The organism is Haliea salexigens DSM 19537 (assembly GCF_000423125.1).
Lineage (GTDB): Bacteria > Pseudomonadota > Gammaproteobacteria > Pseudomonadales > Halieaceae > Haliea > Haliea salexigens.
Map to the genome: position 1 here is coordinate 36660 of NZ_AUHJ01000012.1, position 20580 is coordinate 57239.

Sequence of the window (20580 nt, forward strand, 5' to 3'; positions counted from 1 at the left end):
ATCACACGGCAAAAAGCGAGTACACAATGGATCTTGGAGTCAGTGACAAACTTAAGCCCCTGTTGGCGCAGGTCAGGGCCTTTGTAACAGAAGAAATTGCGCCGCTGGAGGAGGAGTACATTGCGGAGATCGGCGTCGGTGACCGCTGGCAGTTCACTCCCCGTCAAACCGAGATCATGGAAGCGCTGAAAGGCAAGGCGAAGGCGGCCGGCTTGTGGAATTTCTTCCTGACCGACGGTGAGCACGGTTCCGGGCTCACCACGGTAGAGTACGCCTACCTGGCGGAGGAAATGGGCAAATCGCATATCGCCGCCGAGGTATTCAACTGCGCTGCACCCGATACCGGCAATATGGAGGTGCTGCACAAGTACGGCAGCGAAGACCAGAAACGCGAGTGGTTGGAACCGTTGCTGAACGGGGAGATCCGCTCGGCCTACGCCATGACGGAGCCCGGTGTGGCCTCGTCGGACGCGACCAATATCTGCACGTCGGCCGTGCTGGAGGGCGATGAGTGGGTGATCAATGGCGAGAAGCACTATATCTCCGGTGCTGGCGACCCGCGTTGCAAGATCATGATCGTCATGGTCAAGACTGACCCCGAGGCCCCCAAGCACCTGCAGCAATCGCAAATACTGGTGCCCATGAATACACCCGGTGTGGAGAACCTGCGCGCCATGAACGTGTTTTCCATGGACGATGCCCCGCACGGACACATGCACCAGCGCTACACCAATGTGCGGGTGCCGAAAGAGAACATGATCCTCGGCCCCGGCCGCGGCTTCGAGATTTCCCAGGGCCGACTGGGCCCGGGCCGCATCCACCACTGCATGCGCGCCATCGGCGCGGCGGAAAAAGCACTCAAGCTGCTGTGTGAACGCGCGGTGTCCCGCACTGCCTTCGGCAAGCCACTGGCGCGTCTTGGCGGCAATGTGGACATCATCGCCAATGCGCGCATGGATATTGAAATGGCGCGTCTGCTGACGCTGAAAACGGCCTGGATGATGGACAACGTGCCCCCGAAGGAGGCCCGCGTGTGGATTTCCATGATCAAGACCGCGGTGCCGAATATCTCTATCCGCATTGTCGACCAGGCCATCCAGATGTACGGTGCGCTGGGTGTTTCCCAGGATACGCCGCTGGCGGCCATGTACATGGCTCAACGCACCCTGCGCCTGGCGGATGGCCCGGACGAGGTTCACCGCATGGTGGTGGGCCGCAATGAGCTGAAAGGCTATATGCAACAACAGGAGGTCAATGCGACCTTCCGCGACGGTTGAGAGCCATCCCCGGCCGTTTACACAATCTGTACCCGTAAACTCAAGGACACACACATGACCATGAAAGTCGTTCCCAACAGCGAAATGGTGAACCAGAAAGGCCTGAAGCTGGAACCGGGCCCCTGGATAACCCTGGATCAGGATCGTATCAACGCCTTTGCGGATGTCACGGAGGATCACCAGTTCATTCACATTGATGAGGAAAAGGCCGCGCAAACCCCCTTCGGTGGCACCATCGCCCACGGCTTCCTCACGCTCTCCATGCTGGTGAAGATGTGTGAGGGTGTGGGCATCATGCCGGAGAAGGTGGTGATGGGTATCAACTACGGCTTCGACAAGGTACGTTTCCTCACTCCGGTGCGTGCCGGCAAGCGTGTGCGTGCGCACGTCGAGATCGTGGATGTGCAGCCCAAGGAGGGCAACCGCTTCCTCATCAAGCAGGCCATTACGGTCGAGATTGAGGGTGAAGACAACCCCGCTCTGGTAGCCGACTGGCTTTCCATGGTGGTAGCAGGCTGATCTGGCGCGCCCGCACAGCGGGTGCGCAACATCGAATCAAGGGAGAACAGGCATGAGTATTCGTTATGACGGCAAGGTCGCCATTGTCACCGGCGCGGGTCAGGGGTTGGGACGTTGTCACGCCATAGAGCTGGCAGCCCGTGGCGCAAAAGTGGTGGTGAATGACCTGGGCGGCGCGAAGGACGGCACAGGCGCCTCCAGTGATGCGGCGCGTGCCGTAGTGGCTGAGATCGAAGCGGCCGGCGGTGAGGCGATTGCCAATGGCGCCAACGTGTCGCACTTCGCTGAAGTGGAAGGCATGGTACAGCAGACCATGGAGAAGTGGGGCCGCGTCGACATTCTGGTCAACAACGCCGGCATCCTGCGCGACAAGAGTTTCACCAAGGGCGGCTTGGATGACTTTCAGCTGGTGCTGGACGTACACCTGATGGGCACCGTCAACTGCACCAAAGCAGTATGGGACATCATGCGCGACCAGTCCTACGGGCGCATTGTGGTCACCACTTCGTCCAGCGGCCTCTATGGCAACTTCGGTCAAAGCAACTATGGCGCGGCGAAGATGGGCGTGGTCGGATTCATGAATACGCTGGTACAGGAAGGTGCCAAGTACAACATTCGCGTCAATGCGCTGGCCCCCACGGCGGGTACCCGCATGACCGAAGGGTTGTTGCCGGAACAAGCCTTCGAGCTGCTCACTCCCGAGACCGTGACGCCTGCAGTGCTCTATCTGGTGAGCGAAGACTCACCCAACCGTACCATTCTGGCCGCGGGCGCAGGCGCGTTTGCCGTATCGCGTATTGTGGAAACAGAAGGTACCTGGCTACCGGTCGACGAGCAGACACCGGAAGGCATTGCGGCGCATTGGGAGCAGATCAGCAGCCGCGAAGGTGAGCGTGAGCTGACCGCAGGCTTTGAGCAGAGCGTCAAGATGGTAGGCAAGGCTGCAGAAGGCCTCGGTATCAAACTCGATTGATTCAACAGGTGCACGAGTTCGCGCGCCGGGAGATACAGACATGAAAGAAGCAGTGATTGTAGCCACCGCTCGTACGCCGATAGCGAAAGCCTATCGCGGCGGGTTCAACAACCTCGGTGGCGCGAGCCTCGGGGCCGCCTCCGTGGCCGAAGCCGTACGCCGGGCGGGTATCGACCCGGCCCGGGTGGATGACGTCATCATGGGCAGCGCCCTGCAGCAGGGCGCTACCGGCTCCAACGTGGCACGGCAGATTGCCCTGCGCGCAGGGCTGCCGGTCACGGTGTCCGGCATGACACTTGACCGCCAGTGTTCCTCTGGCCTCATGGCGGTCGCCACCGCGGCCAAACAGATCATGTACGATGGCATGACCTGCGTTGTGGGTGGCGGGCTCGAGTCCATCTCGCTGGTGCAGAATGAGCATATGAACCTGCACAGGATGGTGGATGAAGAGCTGATGGCGATGCACCCCAATATCCACATGCCCATGCTGCAAACGGCAGAGGTGGTGGCCAAGCGCTACGGTATATCGCGCGAGGCCATGGATGAGTACGGCCTGCAGTCGCAGCAGCGCACGGCCGAGGCGTATGAAGCCGGGCGCTATGCGGATGAGCTGGTGCCGGTCACCTGCAAACGCATCGTGTGGAACAAGGAAACCGGCGAACAGTCCGAGGCGGAGGCCACGGTCAGCGCCGATGAAGGCCTGCGTGCCACAACCGCCGAGGGCCTCGCGGGCCTGAAAACGGTAATTGAAGGCGGCACCATCACGGCGGGCAACGCCTCACAGCTTTCCGACGGCTCCTCCGCGCAGCTGTTGATGGATGCCAAGGTGGCAGAGCAGGAAGGCCTGCAGCCGCTGGGTTTGTATCGCGGTATTGCGGTGGCGGGCTGCGAGCCAGACGAAATGGGTATCGGCCCGGTGTTTGCCGTGCCGAAACTGCTCAAGCAGCACGGCCTGTCGGTCGATGACATTGGCCTGTGGGAACTCAACGAGGCCTTTGCCGTGCAGGTGGTGTACTGCCGCGACCGGCTGGGCATCGATAACGACAAACTGAACGTCAGCGGCGGGGCGATTTCCATTGGCCACCCCTACGGCATGAGTGGCTCGCGCATGATTGGTCACGCTTTGCTGGAAGGCAAGCGGCGCGGTGTGAAATACGTTGTGATTACCATGTGCGTAGGTGGTGGCATGGGTGCCGCCGGCCTGTTCGAGGTGTTGTGATATGAAAGCGGTGGTATGCAAGGAACACGGGCTGCCCGACAAGCTGTCATTCGAGGCCGCATGGCCGGACCCGGAGATGGGTGACGATGACGTGTTGATTGACGTCAAGGCGGCGGGGCTGAACTTCCCGGATGTACTCATCATCCAGAACAAGTACCAGACCAAACCGGATCTGCCGTTCATTCCCGGTGGCGAGTGCTCGGGCGTGGTAGTGGCGGTAGGCAAGAACGTGAAGCGCCTGCAGCCGGGGGAGAAAGTGATCTCCATGGGCGCGCACGGTGCGTTCTGTTCGCGCATTGCGGCCAACCAGCACGCTGTGTTCCCCATGCCGGACGGGCTCACGTTCGAGCAGGCAGCGGGTGTCGCCATCACGTATTTCACCTCCTACCATGCGCTCAAGCAGCGCGCCAACTTGCAGCCCGGGGAAACCCTGCTGGTGCTGGGTGCGGCGGGCGGCGTAGGCACCACGGCGGTGGAGTTGGGTAAGCTGATGGGCGCGCGGGTGATCGCCGCTGCCAGCACGGACGAGAAGTTGGCCCTGTGCAAGCAACTCGGTGCTGATGAGCTTATCAACTATAGCGAGGCGTCACTCAAGGATGCCCTGAAGGAACTCACCGGCGGCAAAGGCGTGGACGTGGTGTACGATCCGGTGGGTGGTGACTATTCCGAACCGGCCCTGCGCAGCATGGCCTGGAACGGGCGCTACCTGGTGATCGGTTTCGCCAGTGGCCCCATCCCCAGTATTCCCCTCAATCTTACGTTGCTCAAGGGCTGCTCGATCGTGGGTGTGTTCTGGGGTCGCTTCATGGCAGAAGAGCCCGCGGTGAACCTGCAGAATATCCACGATTTATGGGCATTGTTTGCCGAGGGCAAATTAAAGCCGGTGGTCACCGACCTCTTTGCCCTGGAGGATTATGAAGCCGCCTATGCCTGCATGATGGAGCGGCGGGCACGCGGCAAAGTGATTCTCACGCTGTAGGAGCACGCCATGCAGCCTTTCGTTTTCAACACGGTGCCGCAGCTCATTTGCCGACCGGGCAGCGCTCTGGACCTGGCAGAGAGTTGCCAGCGCCTGGGGATTCGTCAGCCGCTGCTGGTAACCGACCCCGGCTTGATGGCGATCGGGCTGGTGCAGCCGGTGCAGGCCGCGCTGGAAGCGGCCGGCGTGCCCGTGGTGCTCTACGATCAGGTGCGGGAAGACCCCCCGGAGGCCACGGTTGAGGCGGCAGCGGCGCTGGGACGCGCTGCGGCCGTGGATGGCGTGATTGCGCTGGGCGGTGGCAGCTCCATGGATGTGGCAAAGGTGGTGGCGGCGCTGCTGGCGGGCTCTCAGCCGCTGCAGGCCCTGTACGGAGTCGACCAGATCAGCGGCGGACGCCTGCCCCTGATACTGGTGCCCACCACCGCCGGTACCGGCTCCGAGGTGACCCCGGTTGCGGTCATCACCACCGGGGAGACCACCAAGGCCGGTGTCTCTTCCGCTGTACTGCTGCCCGATGTTGCCCTGCTCGATGCCGACTTGACCCTGGGCCTGCCACCCCGGGTAACGGCCATGACCGGCGTTGATGCCATGGTGCACGCCATCGAGGCCTACACCTCGAAACTGAAAAAGAACCCGGTTTCCGACAATCTGGCACGCGAGGCATTGCGGCTGCTGGCCACCCACATTCGCACCGCTGTCAGCGACGGCGGCAATCGCGAAGCGCGCGCCGCCATGTTGCTGGGAGCCTGCTTCGCCGGGCAGGCGTTTGCCAATGCCCCGGTCGCCGCAGTGCACGCGCTGGCTTACCCGTTGGGTGGCCGTTACCACGTTCCTCATGGGCTCAGTAACTCGCTGGTACTGCCTGCGGTGCTGGCCTACAACATGCCAGCCGCCGAAGCGCTGTATGCGGAGCTGGCAGAGATTGTTGTGCCCAACACCACTGGCAGTGTTTCCACCCGTGCAGCGGCACTGGTAGAGGCGCTACAGCAGTTGATTGCCGATGTGGGCCTGCCGGCGACACTGGCGGAGGCCGGCGTGCCCGCAGCAGACCTGCCCATGCTCGCCGCGGATGCCATGCAGCAGCAGCGCCTGTTGGTAAACAACCCGCGTGAGGTGAGCGAGGCCGATGCGCTGGCGATCTACCGCGCAGCGCATGGAGTGAGCGCATGAGCAAGCGCCCAGTGCGTGCCGACTACAAGGTGTTCTACCCCATCAGCACACGCTGGTCCGACAACGACACCTACGGGCACATCAACAACGTCATTTACTATTCCTACTTCGATTCGGTCGCCAACCGCTATCTTATCGAGGAAGGCGGGCTGGATATCGCGGATGGCACCATCGTCGGTTACGTGGTGAGCTCGGGCTGCGACTACCACGCCCCGGCCAGTTACCCGGAAGCGATCGAGGGCGGCCTGCGGGTGGACCGCCTCGGCAATAGCTCGGTCCAGTACGGCATCGCCATCTTCCGCGAGGGCGAAGATGAAGCTTTGGCGCACGGGCACTTTGTGCATGTGTTTGTTGACCGGGCAGCCAACCGGTCGGTGCCGATACCGGACAGCTTGCGGGTCGCGCTGAAAAAGCTGACCGCCGGCTGACCCTCGCTACTTCAGCAGGTAGCGCAACAACAGGCTCAACACTTCCCGGCGAAAGGTCGGGTCCTCCAGCGCCTCGGGCCGTTCAGCCAGCGCCGCCTGCAGGCTGGCATCCAGGCTGCGGCGAGCGATGAACGCCATGGTGTCGATCGGGCCGGCGCGCAGTTGCTGCCGGTGGCGTCGCAGAAAGCCCGGAAACCATTCTTCCCAGGAGGGGTTGGCGAGGGATTGGGTGAGCTGGTTGACGCGGGCGCGTATATCCAGGCTCTGTTGGTGCTGCAGGTAGAAATCGGGATACATGCGGTATAGCTGCAGGAGCAGTGTGGTCTCGAGGTCAATGATGGCCGCCAGGGTCGCTTCCACGCCCTGGTCAGTGAGGGCGTGAATACGTCCGAACTCACTCTCGGTCTGGGCCAGCAGGCCGGCCATGCGCTCTTCGTACACTTCCGCCAGCACCGCTTCCTTGTTGGGAAAGTACTGATACAGCGAGGCAATGTTCACGCCCGCCACGTCGGCAATGCGCGCGGTGGTGAGCTGGTCCGGGCCCTCTTGTTCCAGGATTTTCAGGCAGGCTTCGCGGATGGCCTCCACCAGCGCTCGGGAGCGATGCTGACGAGGCCGCTTGCGCGGTGCGGGCAACTCATTGCCAGACACAGCGTTGCTCCGTTGACAGAAAATGTAAGGTCTGTTGTCTCTGCATCGCGGGGTGACCTTAAAAGCCTTTTATAACAGCAGGTTACAGCTGCCCGTATTTCTTCGAAACCGCAGTTGCCAGCAGTTTCAAAGAGGCTAGAGTACTGGATTCCTGAACCTGGGCAAGGCACATTATGTATTTCGACGTTGATTATTACCTGCGCCTGTTGCGCCATGTCTGGGGGCTCAAAGAGTGGCCGGGGCGTCGGCGCCTGCTGCTGCGGCTGTTGTTCGTAACACCGCTGGCCACGCTGTTTCATACCCTCTGCTTCCTGCTGGACTACGTGTTTTTCCCTCGGCTGTGGACGCAGCGTGTCGTCGCGCCCGTGTTCATTGTCGGCCATGCGCGCAGCGGCACAACACTCATGCATCGGCTTCTGTCCGCCGACGGTGAGCGCTTCAGTTACTTTCTCTACTGGGAAACGCTGTTTCCGTCGCTGCTGCAAAAGCGGGTCATCCGCTGGCTGGGCACCGTGGACACCCGGCTCCTGAATGGCGCTCTGTTCCGCCGCATCAAGGCCTGGGATGACAAAACCTTCGGCCCGTTTCGGCACATTCACAACATGAGTCTGTGGACCTCCGAAGAGGATCAGTTCGCGATGCGCGCGGCCTTCGTCACGCAGCAGTGGTCCACTGACCTGCCCGTGATGGATGTGCTGGACCTGTTCCATCTCGACCAGATGCCCGTCAAACGCAAGCGCTGGATGCATCATTACAAGGAGCTGGTGAAGCGACAGTTGCTGCTCAACGGCGGGGAGCGCACTCACCTGAGTAAGAACCCGGTGATGAGCGGCTGGGTGGGATCGATTGTCGAGACCTTCCCCGACGCGCGTATCGTGGTCATGCTGCGTGACCCCGCTGAATGTGTGCCCAGCCTGCTCAAGCTGGTGGAGATTTCGTGGAAGAGCAAGGGCTGGCGCCAAGAGGACTACGCACATTCGCTGGCGCTATTGCTGGAGACTTCCTTCGAGAGTTTCGAGAACCCGGCGCAGCAACTCGCCGCGCGGTCGAACACACCACGCGCCATCGTCGACTATCGCGAACTGACCAGGCAACCGCAGGAAACGGTGCATGCCGTGTACGCGGCGCTGGGCATGACGGTAAGCCCACAGTTTGATGATTTCCTGCGCGCCAATGCCGAGCGCGAAAAGAGCCATCATTCCAAATTCGAGTACAGCCTTGGCGATTACGCCTTGTCACACGAATTACTCGAGCAGCGCCTCGCGGACTTTTACCTGCGCTATGGATGGCCCGGCCACAGTGGCGCCGACCCCGGTCCGGGAGCGGGCACTGAGACGGCACGAGCGCCGGCCTGAGTTCCGGGCGCCCCAGATCACTGATATTCCAGAGGATAACACTATGCCAGAGCAAGAAAGCAGCCAGGCGACACGTGACGCACTGCGTGAGGCCTTCGATGACATGATCGCCTGCTTCCAGGAGGCGCGGGATGCCATTGATGATCCGGCGCTGTATCCGCCACCGCCCACGGATCGCCACCTCGCCGAGGGCTATCGCTACGTGCTGGGCTTTATGCTGGCCGGTATCGAGCGCGCTCTGGGTGACCCGCTGTATCCGCGCTTCCGACGCGCGATCCAGCCGATGAATCGCGCTACCATCGATAATTCGGACGCGGTCTATCTGGGGGTGGAGATCGACGGTAATTACAGCTACCGCGTCCGGGGCCGGGCGGCGGATAGCCGTCACTGGCGCGGTGAGCCGGCAGCAGAAGGCAAGACCGCCCCGCAGTATGTGATCTTCGAGCTCGCCAGCGGCCACGCGGGGGACAGCGGTAAGCTGTCGGAAATGAAACCCGGTACACGCATCAACACAGGAACACTGGACAGTGCCACCTTGCAGGTTGCCGACGATGGCAGCTTCGAGATCCTGATTGCACCGGAAAAGCCCGCCGGCTACAGCGGCAACTTCATCGCCAGCAAGCGCACCAGCCGCGATGTGGAGCACGTGGGCAAGTTTCTCACCTGCCGCGAGCTGTTCCACGACTGGGAAAACCAGGACCTGCTGGACCTGGAAATCCTGCGCATCGGCTGTGAAAACGAACCGCGCCCGCCCATCGACCCCGAGGGTGCGATGCAGATGTTGCGTGACGTGGGCCGCGTGGCGCGCAACCAGGTGCATTTCTGGAATGCCTTCAACACCATAACGCTGGAGACCTACGGCCAGGTGCCAGGCGGCATCAGTGAGCGCATGGGACTGGACAAGCCCTTCATGCCGGTGAACGACATGAACCCGCCCAACGCGCTGGGCCTGGCCACGGGCGGCGGCCAGAGCAGTAATATCTATGCGGGCGGTACCTATCTGCTCGAGGACGACGAGGCGCTGGTCATCGCAACCCGCACGCCAGTGGAGCCGCATTCTCTCGGCTTTCACCTGGCCAATCTGTGGGGTGAGTCGCTCGATTTCGAAAGCTATCCCAGTAACACCAACGCACACTTTGTCGAGGCGGACCCCGATGGTGTACGGCGCTGGGTGGTGTGTCACCGTGATCCAGGCATCGCCAACTGGGTGAGTACCACCGGGGTGCGCCACGGTTATACCAGTATGCGCTGGACCTACCCCGAGCCGCCGCCCGAGGGGCAGTGGCCCGAGCTGACGGTAACCCGCGTGGCCTTTGATGCCATTGCGGAGCACATGCCACATGCCCGGCGGGTTTCGCCGGAGGAGCGCGCCGCGGAGCGCCTGTTGCGCCACCGGCATGTACAGCGGCGCTACCGGCAATACTGATGTCACGAATTCTCAGATAACAACAAAACGGAGCGGTACATGGGACAACTACAAGGCAAAACAGCACTGATCACCGGCGGCAGCCGCGGCATCGGTCGCGCCATTGCAACGCGTTTCGCGGCGGAGGGTGCGGCGGTGGTGCTGGTGGCATCACGCCTGGGTGCGCACGGTAATCTGCCGGGGACCCTCGAGGACGCCGTGGCAGAGATCAACGCCGCGGGCGGGCGTGCCGCTGCTGAAGTGTGCAGCCTGCTCGATGTCGCGGCGCGCGCCGATCTGGTCGAACGCGCCGCGGTGCATTTCGGGCCTATCGACATTCTGGTCAACAACGCCGCCATGCAGCGTGCAGACATGCCGAGCCGGGTGAGTACCGATCATCGCAACCAGATGTTTGACCTTAATGTGAATGTGCCCATGGAGTTGGCCGCGCAGGCCTTGCCGGGTATGCGACAACGCGGTGCCGGGTGGATTCTGAACATAAGCAGTGCGACAGCCCTGCAGCCGGTGGCGCCGTATCGCCACACCCGTGAGGCAGCACTGGTGATTGCCGCCTACGGCGCCTCCAAGGCGGCACTCAACCGCTACAGCGAGGGCCTGGCACACGAGCTGGCGCCAGAGCAGATATACGTCAACACGCTGGCACCGGAGAGCATTGTGCTGACCCCGGGCGCCGAATACGTGCGCGAAATCGCCCAGCGGTTCCCGGACTGGGCGGAACCGGTGGAGATGATGGCCGAAGCCGCGCTGTCACTCTGTAGCGGAACGCACGTGGCGCGGGTGGCCTACAGTCGCCAGTGGCTCCACGCGCAGGGCCGCGCGGTGCGCAGCCTGGACGGCAAGACGGTGCTGGGGGATGCGTTTCTGCCGGCCGCCGTGTAGTCGCTGGGCTAGCGTCGCTCGCGCAGCACCAGCAGCACGAGCACCAGGAAGAACACACTGGCGCTGAACAGGGGCGCCAGCGACGGATGGACCTGGTACAGGGCGCCGGCGCACAGCGGGCCGGCGACGAACCCGATGGCGGGGCAGGCGGCGACCAGGCCGGCGACCGAACCCTGTTCGTCTGCTGATACCGCAAGCGACGCGCCGGCGGAAATCGACGGCATGGTCAGACCCAGGCCTGTGCCCAGGAACCCCATGCCCACCGCCAGCAGCGGGAAGTGATCAGCGCTGGCCAGGATCGTTGCGCCAAACAGCATCGCCAGCAGGCCCAGGCGAATGAACTGCCCGGGCTCCAGCTTGAGCCGCTGCATTACGGTAATCTGTACCAGGAACGTGAACAGGGCCGACACCATCAGCGCCGCCCCGGTCATCTGGGCGGTCTGGATGCCGTTCAACTCAAGTTTGTCCTGCAGGGTGAAGCCCAGAGTTTGCTGGATGCCGGAGAAGCCGACGAACAATCCCACGGCGGTGGCGAGCAGGTGGCGCACTCGGCGGTCGGTGAAACGCAGCCGTATGCGCAGGTGGCGGGGTACCCGCTCGCGGCGAGGTGTTTTAGGCAGCTGGCGCCACACCAGCAGCGCCGCCGAAGCTGCCAGGGTTGCCGCAAAGTACAGGGGCGCCAGCAGGCCGAAGGTCGCCAGGGCGCCACTCACCGCGGGGCCGAGTATGGTGCCCATGCTGTTGGCCGTGCCCAGGCGCGCCATGGTGCGGGTGCGGTGTTCGGCGGCGCTGTTGTCTGCGGCATAGGCGGTGGTGGAGGGGTTGGTGGCGGACATCACGACCGACTGACCGCAGCGCGCCAGCAGTGCCGCAGCGTAGAGCAGGGTGCCGCTGAGGACACCGGCCAGCCCGATGGAAAACACGCTGGTGAACACCAGGGTGCCCACGGTATAGCCGAGCAGGCCGGTTATGATAATAGGCTTGCGCCCGACACGGTCGCTGAGTCGACCCCAGTGAGGCGAGGCGAGGGCGAACACCAGGGCGGAGATGGCGATGATCGACGTGATCTGCAGCTCTCCCAGCGCCACTTCGCGGCCCAGCGGCGCGAGGATCGCAAACACCAGCGATTGCCCCATGCCCGTTGCCATGAGGGCGAGGATCAGTACGGTCAGCTGCCCGGCAGAAAGCCTGGTCGTGGTCACGGATGCCTGCGCCGGGGGGGAGTGATCACGCGTCGGCCTTGCCGATCTGGCCCAGTCCCGGCATGAAGCGGGGGTAGCTGACCGGAAACAGGCGCGCCAGCAGGTTGATGAGCTTGGCATCGTTGCCGACCAACAGGCGCTGCTGCTTTTTTTCCACGGCGCGGATGATCTGTGCCGCGGCCGATTCCGCCGTGGTGCGCACGTGCTGCTCGAACAGTGCGGCCTTCTCGTCTTCACTGATGGCGACACCGCCGCCTCGGCTGCGGCGCGCGATATTGGTGCCAACACCACCGGGGTGCACGCAACACACGTGGACATTGCTGCCCTGCATTTCCATCCGCAATGCTTCGGTGTAGCCGCGCACGGCAAACTTGGAGGCGTTGTAAGCGGATTGCGTGGGCACGCCAATCATGCCGAAAATCGACGATATATTGACCAGGTGCCCCTGCGGGGCACGTCGCAGCAGGGGCAGGAAGGCCATGGTACCGTGGACTACGCCCCAGAAGTTGATGCCCATCAGCCACTGCACGTTGGCGTAGTCACAGGCATCGACACGGTCGCTGTAGCCCACGCCGGCATTATTGATCACGATGTCGACTGACGACTGCTGTGCGGCGATGGCCTCGGCCCAGGCGTCCATGGCGGCCTTGTCTGCCACGTCCACGCACTGCTGCCGGGTAGCGACATCAGCGCGCTCCAGGCCTGCTACGGTTTCATCCAAACCGGTGGCATCCACGTCGCTCAGGAACAGTGCGCAGCCCTCGCGGTTGAGTTGCCTCGCAAGCGCGCGGCCAATGCCTGAGCCGGCGCCGGTGATTACCGCTGTTTTACCTGAACTGTAGGTCATGTCTGGAGATACCCTGTTGTTTACGGTTATCGGCCCATCATAGAAAACCGGGGGTGTAGCGCAACTGTTTTCTCCAGTGCCGGGCGCCGAACACCGCTTTGCTGCACGTTGGCGCCCCGGGTGCGTTACACTGGGTGCCCCGCGCAGCATCAAACACCCTGACCCTTCCGGCGATCCGTCATGAATCACGCATCAGGCATTTCTCCTTCAGTGATATTCGCCCTCGGCTTCACCATGATGTTGGGGCCTTTCGCCATCGACACCTACCTGCCTGCCTTCCCGCTGATTGCCGCGGCACTGGGTGTCACCCTGCACGATGTGTCCCTGAGTATCTCCGTGTACATGATGGGGTTTGCGCTGGGCCAACTCACCGGCGGCGCGCTGTCGGACCGCTATGGGCGCCGGCGCGTGCTGGCGACCGGGCTGGCCGTGTTCGCGCTGGCCAGCTTCGGCCTGGCACAGGTGCAGTCGCTGGAGGCGCTGCTGTGGGGCCGCTTGTTGCAATCTGTCGGTGGTGGCTGGATCGGCGTATCGGTGCCCGCGCTGGTGCGCGACCGGGTGCAGGGCGTGCAGGCCGCAAAGCTGTTTTCAATGATCGGGATGGTAGCTATCGTGGCGCCTGCCATCGCCCCCGCGATTGGCGCCCTGCTGCTGGAAGTGGGTGGCTGGCGCCTGGTGTTTGTGTGCCTGGGAGGCTATGCCCTGTGCCTTTTCCCGCTCCTCCAGGCGACGGTGTTCCGCGGGCCGCGCAAGCCACCCGGGGGTGCCGACGGCCTGAGTTTCCTGGCACGCTACCTGGGTGTACTGAAGACCCGCAGTGCGCGACCCTACATTTTCTGGCAGGCGGCAGCGTTCGGCGGCCTTATCATATTTGTCACCTACGCCTCGTATATATACATGGAGCATTTTGCCCAGTCCCGGGCCGCGTTCACGGGACTGTTTGCCTGCAATATCGTCGCGATTTTCGCCTGCAACCTGCTCAACCGGGTTCTCTTGAATCGTTTCGAACCACGCCAGATCATGTTTGCCGCCACCTGGCTGCAGGCAGTCAGTGGCCTCACGCTGTTGCTGGTGGTGTTGTTCGACGGACCGGTGCAGGCTTTCCTGCCGGCCATGATGCTCTACGCGGGCATGCTGGGTGCCATCAGCCCCAATATACAGGCGTGCTATCTCGAATCGTTCCCCAGCAGCGCCGCCTCGGCGGCCGCCGTGATGGGTGCGGTCCAGTTCGGGCTGGGGGGAGCGGCGAGTGCGTTCAGCAATCTGCTGCCTGAGGCGCTGCTCAGTGTCGTCGCCTGTATCGCGGCCTGCGCCTTCGCCAGCCTGGCCTGCATGCGGTGGTCGCGCCGCAGCGCCAGCCTCTAGGTTTCCCCGCGAGCGGTATTTGTGCCGCGCTTCTGCGCGCTGCTCGCTGGACAGGGCCGGGGGTATCCCCTACAATTCTGTCCCAGATTTCATATGTCCGGATTGCGCCCCGGACGTCGTTTGTACCTGCGAGTAACCAGAGCTGATTCTATGAGAAAAAGCGAGATGCGGTGGCCCCCATCTCGCTTTTTTTCAGCGCGCGCAGCAAAGGTCCGCCGCTGAATCTTGGAGGTGTTCTTGTCCAGCCCAGCCCTTTTGGCCCTTGAAGATGGCACCGTTTTCAGAGGTGTGGCGATAGGAGCAGACGGTGCCTCCGTCGGTGAAGTGGTCTTCAATACGGCCATGACCGGGTATCAGGAAATTCTCACTGATCCCTCCTACGCGCGCCAGATTGTCACCCTGACCTATCCCCACATCGGCAACACCGGCACCAATACCGAGGACGAGGAGTCGGCGAACATCTGGGCAGCCGGCCTGGTCATTCGCGATCTGCCGCTGCTGGCCAGCAACTACCGCAACCAGGAAGACCTGCAGAGCTACCTGCGCCGGCGCAACATCGTCGCCATAGCGGATATCGACACCCGTCGCCTGACGCGCATACTGCGCGACAAAGGAGCCCAAAACGGCTGTATTGTCGCTGGTGAGCGGGTTGATGAGGCTGCGGCGCTGGCCCAGGCGCGCGATTTTGCCGGCCTCAAGGGTATGGACCTGGCGAAGGAAGTTAGCGTGGACGCGTCCTACGCATGGCGCGAAGGCAGTTGGGTGCTGGGCACAGGTTACAGCGAGCGGCCGGATGCGGATTTGCCCTGGCATGTCGTGGCCTACGATTACGGCGTGAAGCGCAACATCCTGCGTATGCTGGTGGATCGCGGCTGCCGCCTTACCGTGGTGCCCGCGCAAACCCCGGCCAGCGAGGTGCTCGCCCTGCAGCCGGACGGTGTGTTCCTCTCCAACGGCCCGGGAGATCCTGAGCCCTGCGACTACGCTATCAGCGCCATACGCACCATTCTCGACACCGATATTCCCGTGTTCGGCATTTGTCTCGGGCATCAGTTGCTGGCACTGGCGAGCGGCGCCCGCACCCTGAAAATGGGCCACGGGCACCACGGTGCCAACCACCCGGTGCAGAATCTCGATGACCGCACGGTGCTGATCACCAGCCAGAACCACGGCTTTGCAGTGGATGAAGCGGGCCTGCCGGACACTCTGCGGGTGACGCACAAGTCGCTGTTCGACGGTACCCTGCAGGGTATCCACCGCACCGACAAGGCGGCATTCAGTTTCCAGGGGCACCCGGAGGCCAGCCCGGGCCCACATGATGCCGCCCCACTGTTTGACCATTTCATCGAATTGATGATCGCCAGAGCAGGGAGCCGCTAAACCGCCATGCCCAAGAGAACCGACATTAAGAGCATTTTGATCCTCGGCGCAGGCCCTATTGTCATCGGCCAGGCCTGCGAGTTCGATTACTCCGGCGCCCAGGCCTGCAAGGCGCTGCGTGAGGAGGGCTACCGGGTGATCCTGGTGAACTCCAACCCGGCCACCATCATGACTGACCCCTCGATGGCCGACGCGACCTACATCGAGCCCATCGTCTGGCAGACGGTGGCGCGGATAATCGAGGAGGAGCGCCCGGATGCCGTGCTGCCGACCATGGGTGGGCAGACGGCGCTGAACTGTGCGCTGGACCTGGCGCGTGAGGGCGTGCTGGAGAAATTCGGCGTGGAAATGATCGGCGCCACCAAGGAAGCCATCGACAAGGCCGAGGACCGCCAGCTGTTTGGTATGGCGATGAAGCGCATCGGTCTGGAAACGCCGCGCGCGGCCCTGGCCCACAGCATGGAAGAGGCCTTCCAGGTGCTGGACCAGATCGGCTTTCCCTGCATTATTCGTCCCTCTTTTACCATGGGCGGTTCCGGCGGCGGCATTGCCTATAACCGCGACGAGTTCGAGCAGATCTGTACGCGCGGCCTTGATCTGTCGCCGACCAAGGAGCTGTTGATCGATGAGTCCCTGATCGGCTGGAAAGAGTACGAGATGGAGGTGGTGCGCGACAAAAACGACAACTGCATCATCGTCTGTTCCATCGAGAACTTCGACGCCATGGGCGTGCATACGGGCGACTCCATCACGGTTGCTCCGGCACAAACCCTCACCGACAAGGAATACCAGATCATGCGCAACGCCTCGCTGGCGGTGCTGCGTGAGATCGGCGTGGAGACAGGCGGCTCCAACGTGCAGTTCGGTATCGACCCCAAAACCGGGCGCATGGTCATTATCGAGATGAACCCGCGGGTGTCGCGCTCCTCCGCGCTGGCCTCCAAGGCGACCGGTTTCCCGATCGCCAAAGTGGCGGCCAAGCTGGCGATCGGCTACACGCTGGACGAGTTGCAGAACGATATTACCGGGGGCGTTACGCCGGCCTCGTTTGAGCCCGCCATCGATTACGTGGTGACTAAAATCCCGCGCTTTGCCTTCGAGAAATTCGGTGCCGCAGACCCGCGCCTGACCACCCAGATGAAGTCTGTGGGCGAGGTCATGGCGATTGGCCGCACCTTCCAGGAATCGCTGCAGAAAGCCCTGCGCGGGCTGGAAGTGGGCTCGGCCGGTTTTGAACACAAGATCGACGTGGATAACCCGGACCTGCGCGAAGAGCTGGTGTCGGAGTTGACCAACCCGGGTGCTGACCGTATCTGGTATATCGGCGACGCCTTCCGCGCCGGCATGACGGTGGACCAGGTGTACCAGTACACCGGCGTGGACCCCTGGTTCCTGGTGCAGATCGAAGACATCATTGCCACCGAGGATGCCCTGAAGCCGGTGGCCTTGCTGGATATCGACCGCGACCGCATGTTTCGCCTCAAGCGCAAGGGCTTTTCCGATGCGCGCCTCGCTGTGCTGTTGGGCGTGAGCGAGCGGGAGCTGCGCAAGCACCGTCACGCGCTGGGTATTCGCCCGGTGTACAAGCGAGTGGATACCTGTGCCGCCGAGTTCACCTCAGCCACGGCCTACATGTATTCCACCTACGAGGAGGAGTGCGAGGCGGCACCCACCGGGCGCGACAAGATCCTGGTGCTCGGGGGCGGCCCGAACCGTATTGGTCAGGGTATCGAATTCGACTACTGCTGCGTGCACGCGGCACTCGCCATGCGTGAGGATGGCTATGAAGCCATCATGGTGAACTGTAACCCGGAGACGGTTTCCACCGACTACGATACCTCCGACCGCCTGTATTTCGAGCCAGTGACGCTGGAGGATGTGCTGGAGATTATCGATCTTGAGCAGCCCAAAGGCGTGATCGTGCAGTTCGGCGGTCAGACTCCGCTGAAACTGGCGCGCGACCTCGAAGCGCACGGCGTGCCGATCATTGGCACCACCCCGGACGCCATCGACCGCGCCGAGGACCGCGAGCGGTTCCAGAAGATGATCCAGAAGTTGGGCTTGCGCCAGCCCGCCAACACCACCGTACGCAGCGTGGAAGAGGCGCTGGAGGCGGCTTCGCGCATCGGCTATCCGCTGGTGGTGCGCCCCTCCTATGTGCTGGGTGGCCGGGCCATGGAGATTGTCTACCGCGAGGAAGACCTGCTGCGTTACATGCGCGATGCGGTACAGGTATCCAACGACGCGCCGGTGCTGCTGGATTCGTTCCTGAGTGCGGCCATCGAAGTCGATATCGATGCCGTGAGCGACGGCGAGCAGGTGGTTATCGGAGCCATCATGCAACACATCGAGCAGGCGGGTGTGCACTCCGGTGACTCTGCGTGCTCGCTCCCGCCCTATAACCTCGCGCCCGAGGTGCAGGACGCCATGCGCGAGCAGGTGCGGCAGATGGCGCTGGAGCTGGGTGTAAAAGGCCTGATGAATGTGCAGCTGGCCTGGCAGGACGACGAGATCTACGTGATTGAGGTAAACCCGCGCGCCTCCCGCACGGTGCCTTTTGTGTCCAAGTGCATCGGCGTGTCCCTGGCCAAGGTGGCGGCACGCTGCATGGCCGGCCAGAGCCTGGCCGCACAGAATTTTACCCGCGAAATCGTGCCGCCCTTCTTCTCGGTGAAAGAGGCGGTTCTGCCGTTCAACAAATTCCCGGGTGTAGACCCGATCCTCGGGCCGGAAATGCGCTCCACGGGCGAAGTGATGGGCACCGGCGATACCTTTGCCGGGGCTTTCGCCAAGGCCCAGCTGGGTGCTGGCGAGCCGCCGCCGCGCAGCGGCATGGCGCTGATGAGCGTACGCGATGTCGACAAGCCGGGCGCGGTGCGCGTGGCGCGCGAACTGGTAGCACTGGGCTTCAGCCTGGCGGCCACCAGCGGTACGGCCAAGGCGCTGGAAGAAGCTGGCCTGGAGGTGCGCCGCGTGAACAAGGTGCTGGAAGGTCGGCCGCATATTGTCGATATGATCAAGAACGACGAAGCCGACCTGATCATCAATACGACGGAAGGGCGCCGGGCAACCACGGATTCGGCCCCCATTCGCGCCAGCGCCGAGCAGCATCGGGTGTTTTACACCACCACGCTGGCCGCGGCGGAAGCCATGACCATGTCGCTCAAGCTGGAAACGGACAAGACGGTACGCAGGTTGCAGGACCTGCACAGGAGCATCGGGCAATGAGCAAAGTACCCATGACAGTCAGCGGCGAACGCCTGTTGCGGGAGGAGCTTGACCGGCTCAAGCGGGTTGAGCGTCCGCGCATCGTGGCGGCGATAGCCGAGGCCCGCGAGCACGGTGACCTGAAAGAGAACGCGGAATATCATGCGGCGCGCGAGCAACAGAGCTTCGCGGAAGGGCGTATTCAGGATATCGAGAGCAAGCTCTCCAACGCGCAGGTCATTGATGTCACGACCATCGCCAAATCGGGCAAGGTGATTTTCGGGGTGACGGTTGACCTGGTGAATGTCGATACCGATGCAACGGTCACCTATCGCATCGTGGGTGATGATGAAGCCGACGTGAAGAACAACCTCATTTCGGTCAGCTCACCGATTGCGCGTGCCCTGATCGGCAAGGAAGAGGGGGATATTGTGGTTGTGCGTGCTCCCGCGGGCGATATCGAGTACGAGATTGATCAAGTGCGGCATATCTGATTCTGGCTCGGGGCGCACCGGCGCCCGTCCCGTCGCGGGTGAGTGCTGACGCGCAGTCGCTACTGGGCCAGCGTTCGAATCAGGTTCGAAAGCTTGGGGTCAGGCTTCGCGCAGCGTTTCAGTAGCAGGGCCGTATTGCCAATGCTCTGTACAAGCGTGGCCCCGGTTTTGCTGCACATGTCCTCTATCAGCCTGTCGCGCGCGTCGCGGTCTCCCACGGAAACCTTGATTTTGATCAGCTCGTGGTCGCCCAGGGCGCGCTCGATTTCCTGCAGTACGTTGTCGCTGAGGCCGTTACCCGCCACCGTGACCACCGGTTTCAGTTTGTGGCCGATGGCGCGCAGTTGTTTGTGATCCAGGGTCGCTTTCTTGCTCATGAGGTTTCCGCGCTACAATGCCGGGTAAAGAGGGCGCTCAGTCTACACAAGCGCCGGCGCCGCGCCTAGTTTGGTGGGGCCAGTTCGTCGGGCCAATTCAGTGGGGCCAATTCAGTGGAGTATGGCCGCGGATGTTGCGGTAGGAAAAGGCATGGCCAAGAAAAAATCATCAAGCAAGGCGTGGCTCAAGGAGCACCGGGACGACCCCTATGTGCAACAGGCGCAGCGCGAGGGTTACCGGTCCCGCGCCTGTTACAAGCTGCTGGAAATCCAGGAACGGGATCGCCTGATCAAGCCCGGCATGACGGTGCTGGATTTGGGCAGCGCACCCGGCGGCTGGTCCCAGGTGGCGGCGCAGCTGGTGGGGCACAAGGGGCGCGTACTGGCGTCGGACATTTTGCCGATGGACAGCCTGGCCGGGGTCGAATTCATCGAGGGAGACTTCACGGCAGACAGCGTGTTCGAGCAGATTCTCGCGGCGCTGGGTGACTCGCCGGCCGATGTGGTGATCTCCGATATGGCGCCGAACATGAGCGGAGTGAACGCTGTCGACCAGCCGCGGTCCATGTATCTGGTAGAGCTCGCGCTGGACATGGCGCAGCAGGTGCTGGCTCCGGGTGGGTCTTTTGTGGCCAAAGTGTTCCAGGGTGAAGGCTTTGACGAACTTTACCGCGATATTCGCGGTGCCTTCGGCAAGGTGGTGACGCGCAAGCCCAAGGCATCGCGGCCGCGCTCGCGCGAGGTGTATCTTGTGGCCACCCAGTTTCGCGCCGCTGAGGGTTGAAACATGGAGCCGTGGCCCCATGTCCTGTACATTGGGTGTCTGTCT

Annotated in this window: 19 protein-coding genes; 15 read left to right on the top strand and 4 right to left on the bottom strand. The window is 62.7% G+C overall.

The genetic code is table 11. The annotated features are described in order from the left end of the window. The first annotated feature begins 26 nt into the window (after positions 1-26). The 7 genes from G533_RS0113840 to G533_RS0113870 are packed head-to-tail and all read left to right on the top strand — an operon-like array spanning position 27 to position 6568. Entirely contained in the window at positions 27-1277 is a 1251-nt protein-coding gene (locus tag G533_RS0113840) for an acyl-CoA dehydrogenase family protein (protein ID WP_027950468.1), read from the top strand. 54 nt (positions 1278-1331) lie between these two features. Then, positions 1332-1796: a MaoC family dehydratase gene (locus G533_RS0113845; protein WP_027950469.1), complete on the top strand. Its 465-nt coding sequence runs from the start codon at positions 1332-1334 to the stop codon at positions 1794-1796. Between the two features lie 52 nt (positions 1797-1848). Further along, complete coding sequence (locus tag G533_RS0113850) at positions 1849-2769, top strand: SDR family NAD(P)-dependent oxidoreductase (RefSeq protein ID WP_027950470.1); 921 nt, start codon at positions 1849-1851, stop codon at positions 2767-2769. 40 nt (positions 2770-2809) lie between these two features. Then, positions 2810-3988 (top strand): acetyl-CoA C-acyltransferase, encoded by a 1179-nt coding sequence (locus tag G533_RS0113855; protein ID WP_027950471.1) that lies wholly within the window; start codon positions 2810-2812, stop codon positions 3986-3988. A 1-nt stretch (position 3989) separates the two neighbouring features. After that, positions 3990-4967 (top strand): NADPH:quinone oxidoreductase family protein, encoded by a 978-nt coding sequence (locus tag G533_RS0113860; protein ID WP_027950472.1) that lies wholly within the window; start codon positions 3990-3992, stop codon positions 4965-4967. A 9-nt stretch (positions 4968-4976) separates the two neighbouring features. Beyond that, the gene (locus G533_RS0113865; protein ID WP_027950473.1) at positions 4977-6140 is read left to right on the top strand and encodes an iron-containing alcohol dehydrogenase; all 1164 of its coding nucleotides are present in this window, start codon (positions 4977-4979) and stop codon (positions 6138-6140) included. Then, positions 6137-6568, top strand: a complete 432-nt coding sequence (locus G533_RS0113870) for an acyl-CoA thioesterase (protein ID WP_027950474.1) — start codon at positions 6137-6139, stop codon at positions 6566-6568. The genes G533_RS0113865 and G533_RS0113870 overlap by 4 nt, the downstream gene beginning before the upstream one ends. 6 nt (positions 6569-6574) lie before the next feature. Here G533_RS0113870 and G533_RS23605 read toward each other — a convergent pair whose 3' ends face one another. Continuing rightward, entirely contained in the window at positions 6575-7219 is a 645-nt protein-coding gene (locus tag G533_RS23605; protein ID WP_051230367.1) for a TetR/AcrR family transcriptional regulator, read from the bottom strand. Between the two features lie 173 nt (positions 7220-7392). On the opposite strand from G533_RS23605, the gene G533_RS22090 reads away from it, so the two are divergent. The 3 genes from G533_RS22090 to G533_RS0113890 are packed head-to-tail and all read left to right on the top strand — an operon-like array spanning position 7393 to position 10879. Further along, positions 7393-8574 (top strand): sulfotransferase family protein, encoded by a 1182-nt coding sequence (locus tag G533_RS22090; RefSeq protein ID WP_051230369.1) that lies wholly within the window; start codon positions 7393-7395, stop codon positions 8572-8574. Positions 8575-8617: 43 nt separating this feature from the next. Continuing rightward, on the top strand, positions 8618-10000 hold the full coding sequence (locus G533_RS0113885; protein WP_035528264.1) for a hypothetical protein: 1383 nt from the start codon (positions 8618-8620) through the stop codon (positions 9998-10000). A gap of 39 nt (positions 10001-10039) precedes the next feature. Beyond that, positions 10040-10879 carry an SDR family NAD(P)-dependent oxidoreductase gene (locus tag G533_RS0113890; protein ID WP_027950476.1) on the top strand — a complete coding sequence of 280 codons (840 nt, stop codon included), beginning with the start codon at positions 10040-10042 and terminating at the stop codon, positions 10877-10879. A gap of 8 nt (positions 10880-10887) precedes the next feature. On the opposite strand, the gene G533_RS0113895 is transcribed toward G533_RS0113890, so the two are convergent. Together G533_RS0113895 and G533_RS0113900 are read right to left on the bottom strand one after the other, a co-directional pair. Further along, positions 10888-12081 carry an MFS transporter gene (locus G533_RS0113895; RefSeq protein ID WP_051230371.1) on the bottom strand — a complete coding sequence of 398 codons (1194 nt, stop codon included), beginning with the start codon at positions 12079-12081 and terminating at the stop codon, positions 10888-10890. Between the two features lie 25 nt (positions 12082-12106). Then, a complete protein-coding gene (locus G533_RS0113900) occupies positions 12107-12928 on the bottom strand; it encodes an SDR family NAD(P)-dependent oxidoreductase (protein WP_027950478.1) in 822 nt (273 codons plus the stop codon). A gap of 180 nt (positions 12929-13108) precedes the next feature. Between G533_RS0113900 and G533_RS0113905 the strand changes: the two genes are divergently transcribed. The 4 genes from G533_RS0113905 (at position 13109) to greA (ending at position 19374) form a co-directional block, all read left to right on the top strand. Then, positions 13109-14293: a Bcr/CflA family efflux MFS transporter gene (locus G533_RS0113905; protein ID WP_027950479.1), complete on the top strand. Its 1185-nt coding sequence runs from the start codon at positions 13109-13111 to the stop codon at positions 14291-14293. A gap of 237 nt (positions 14294-14530) precedes the next feature. Next, positions 14531-15673 (top strand): glutamine-hydrolyzing carbamoyl-phosphate synthase small subunit, encoded by a 1143-nt coding sequence (gene carA, locus G533_RS0113910; RefSeq protein ID WP_027950480.1) that lies wholly within the window; start codon positions 14531-14533, stop codon positions 15671-15673. Positions 15674-15679: 6 nt separating this feature from the next. Beyond that, a complete protein-coding gene (gene carB, locus G533_RS0113915) occupies positions 15680-18901 on the top strand; it encodes a carbamoyl-phosphate synthase large subunit (protein ID WP_027950481.1) in 3222 nt (1073 codons plus the stop codon). Further along, positions 18898-19374, top strand: coding sequence for a transcription elongation factor GreA (greA, locus tag G533_RS0113920; protein WP_027950482.1), 477 nt, complete (start codon positions 18898-18900; stop codon positions 19372-19374). Before carB ends, greA begins: the two co-directional genes overlap by 4 nt. Positions 19375-19433: 59 nt before the next feature. Here greA and G533_RS0113925 read toward each other — a convergent pair whose 3' ends face one another. Continuing rightward, positions 19434-19751 (bottom strand): YhbY family RNA-binding protein, encoded by a 318-nt coding sequence (locus tag G533_RS0113925; RefSeq protein ID WP_027950483.1) that lies wholly within the window; start codon positions 19749-19751, stop codon positions 19434-19436. A 151-nt stretch (positions 19752-19902) separates the two neighbouring features. Here G533_RS0113925 and rlmE point away from each other — a divergent pair, with 151 nt between their 5' ends. Beyond that, complete coding sequence (rlmE, locus tag G533_RS0113930; protein ID WP_027950484.1) at positions 19903-20535, top strand: 23S rRNA (uridine(2552)-2'-O)-methyltransferase RlmE; 633 nt, start codon at positions 19903-19905, stop codon at positions 20533-20535. The last annotated feature ends 45 nt before the right edge of the window (positions 20536-20580 follow it).

Coding starts and splice junctions, on each gene's coding strand:
- G533_RS0113840 (WP_027950468.1), top strand. CDS start 27: ATGGATCTTGGAGTCAGTGACAAACTTAAGCCCCTGTTGGCGCAGGTC.
- G533_RS0113845 (WP_027950469.1), top strand. CDS start 1,332: ATGACCATGAAAGTCGTTCCCAACAGCGAAATGGTGAACCAGAAAGGC.
- G533_RS0113850 (WP_027950470.1), top strand. CDS start 1,849: ATGAGTATTCGTTATGACGGCAAGGTCGCCATTGTCACCGGCGCGGGT.
- G533_RS0113855 (WP_027950471.1), top strand. CDS start 2,810: ATGAAAGAAGCAGTGATTGTAGCCACCGCTCGTACGCCGATAGCGAAA.
- G533_RS0113860 (WP_027950472.1), top strand. CDS start 3,990: ATGAAAGCGGTGGTATGCAAGGAACACGGGCTGCCCGACAAGCTGTCA.
- G533_RS0113865 (WP_027950473.1), top strand. CDS start 4,977: ATGCAGCCTTTCGTTTTCAACACGGTGCCGCAGCTCATTTGCCGACCG.
- G533_RS0113870 (WP_027950474.1), top strand. CDS start 6,137: ATGAGCAAGCGCCCAGTGCGTGCCGACTACAAGGTGTTCTACCCCATC.
- G533_RS22090 (WP_051230369.1), top strand. CDS start 7,393: ATGTATTTCGACGTTGATTATTACCTGCGCCTGTTGCGCCATGTCTGG.
- G533_RS0113885 (WP_035528264.1), top strand. CDS start 8,618: ATGCCAGAGCAAGAAAGCAGCCAGGCGACACGTGACGCACTGCGTGAG.
- G533_RS0113890 (WP_027950476.1), top strand. CDS start 10,040: ATGGGACAACTACAAGGCAAAACAGCACTGATCACCGGCGGCAGCCGC.
- G533_RS0113900 (WP_027950478.1), bottom strand. CDS start 12,928: ATGACCTACAGTTCAGGTAAAACAGCGGTAATCACCGGCGCCGGCTCA.
- G533_RS0113905 (WP_027950479.1), top strand. CDS start 13,109: ATGAATCACGCATCAGGCATTTCTCCTTCAGTGATATTCGCCCTCGGC.
- carB (WP_027950481.1), top strand. CDS start 15,680: ATGCCCAAGAGAACCGACATTAAGAGCATTTTGATCCTCGGCGCAGGC.
- greA (WP_027950482.1), top strand. CDS start 18,898: ATGAGCAAAGTACCCATGACAGTCAGCGGCGAACGCCTGTTGCGGGAG.
- G533_RS0113925 (WP_027950483.1), bottom strand. CDS start 19,751: ATGAGCAAGAAAGCGACCCTGGATCACAAACAACTGCGCGCCATCGGC.
- rlmE (WP_027950484.1), top strand. CDS start 19,903: ATGGCCAAGAAAAAATCATCAAGCAAGGCGTGGCTCAAGGAGCACCGG.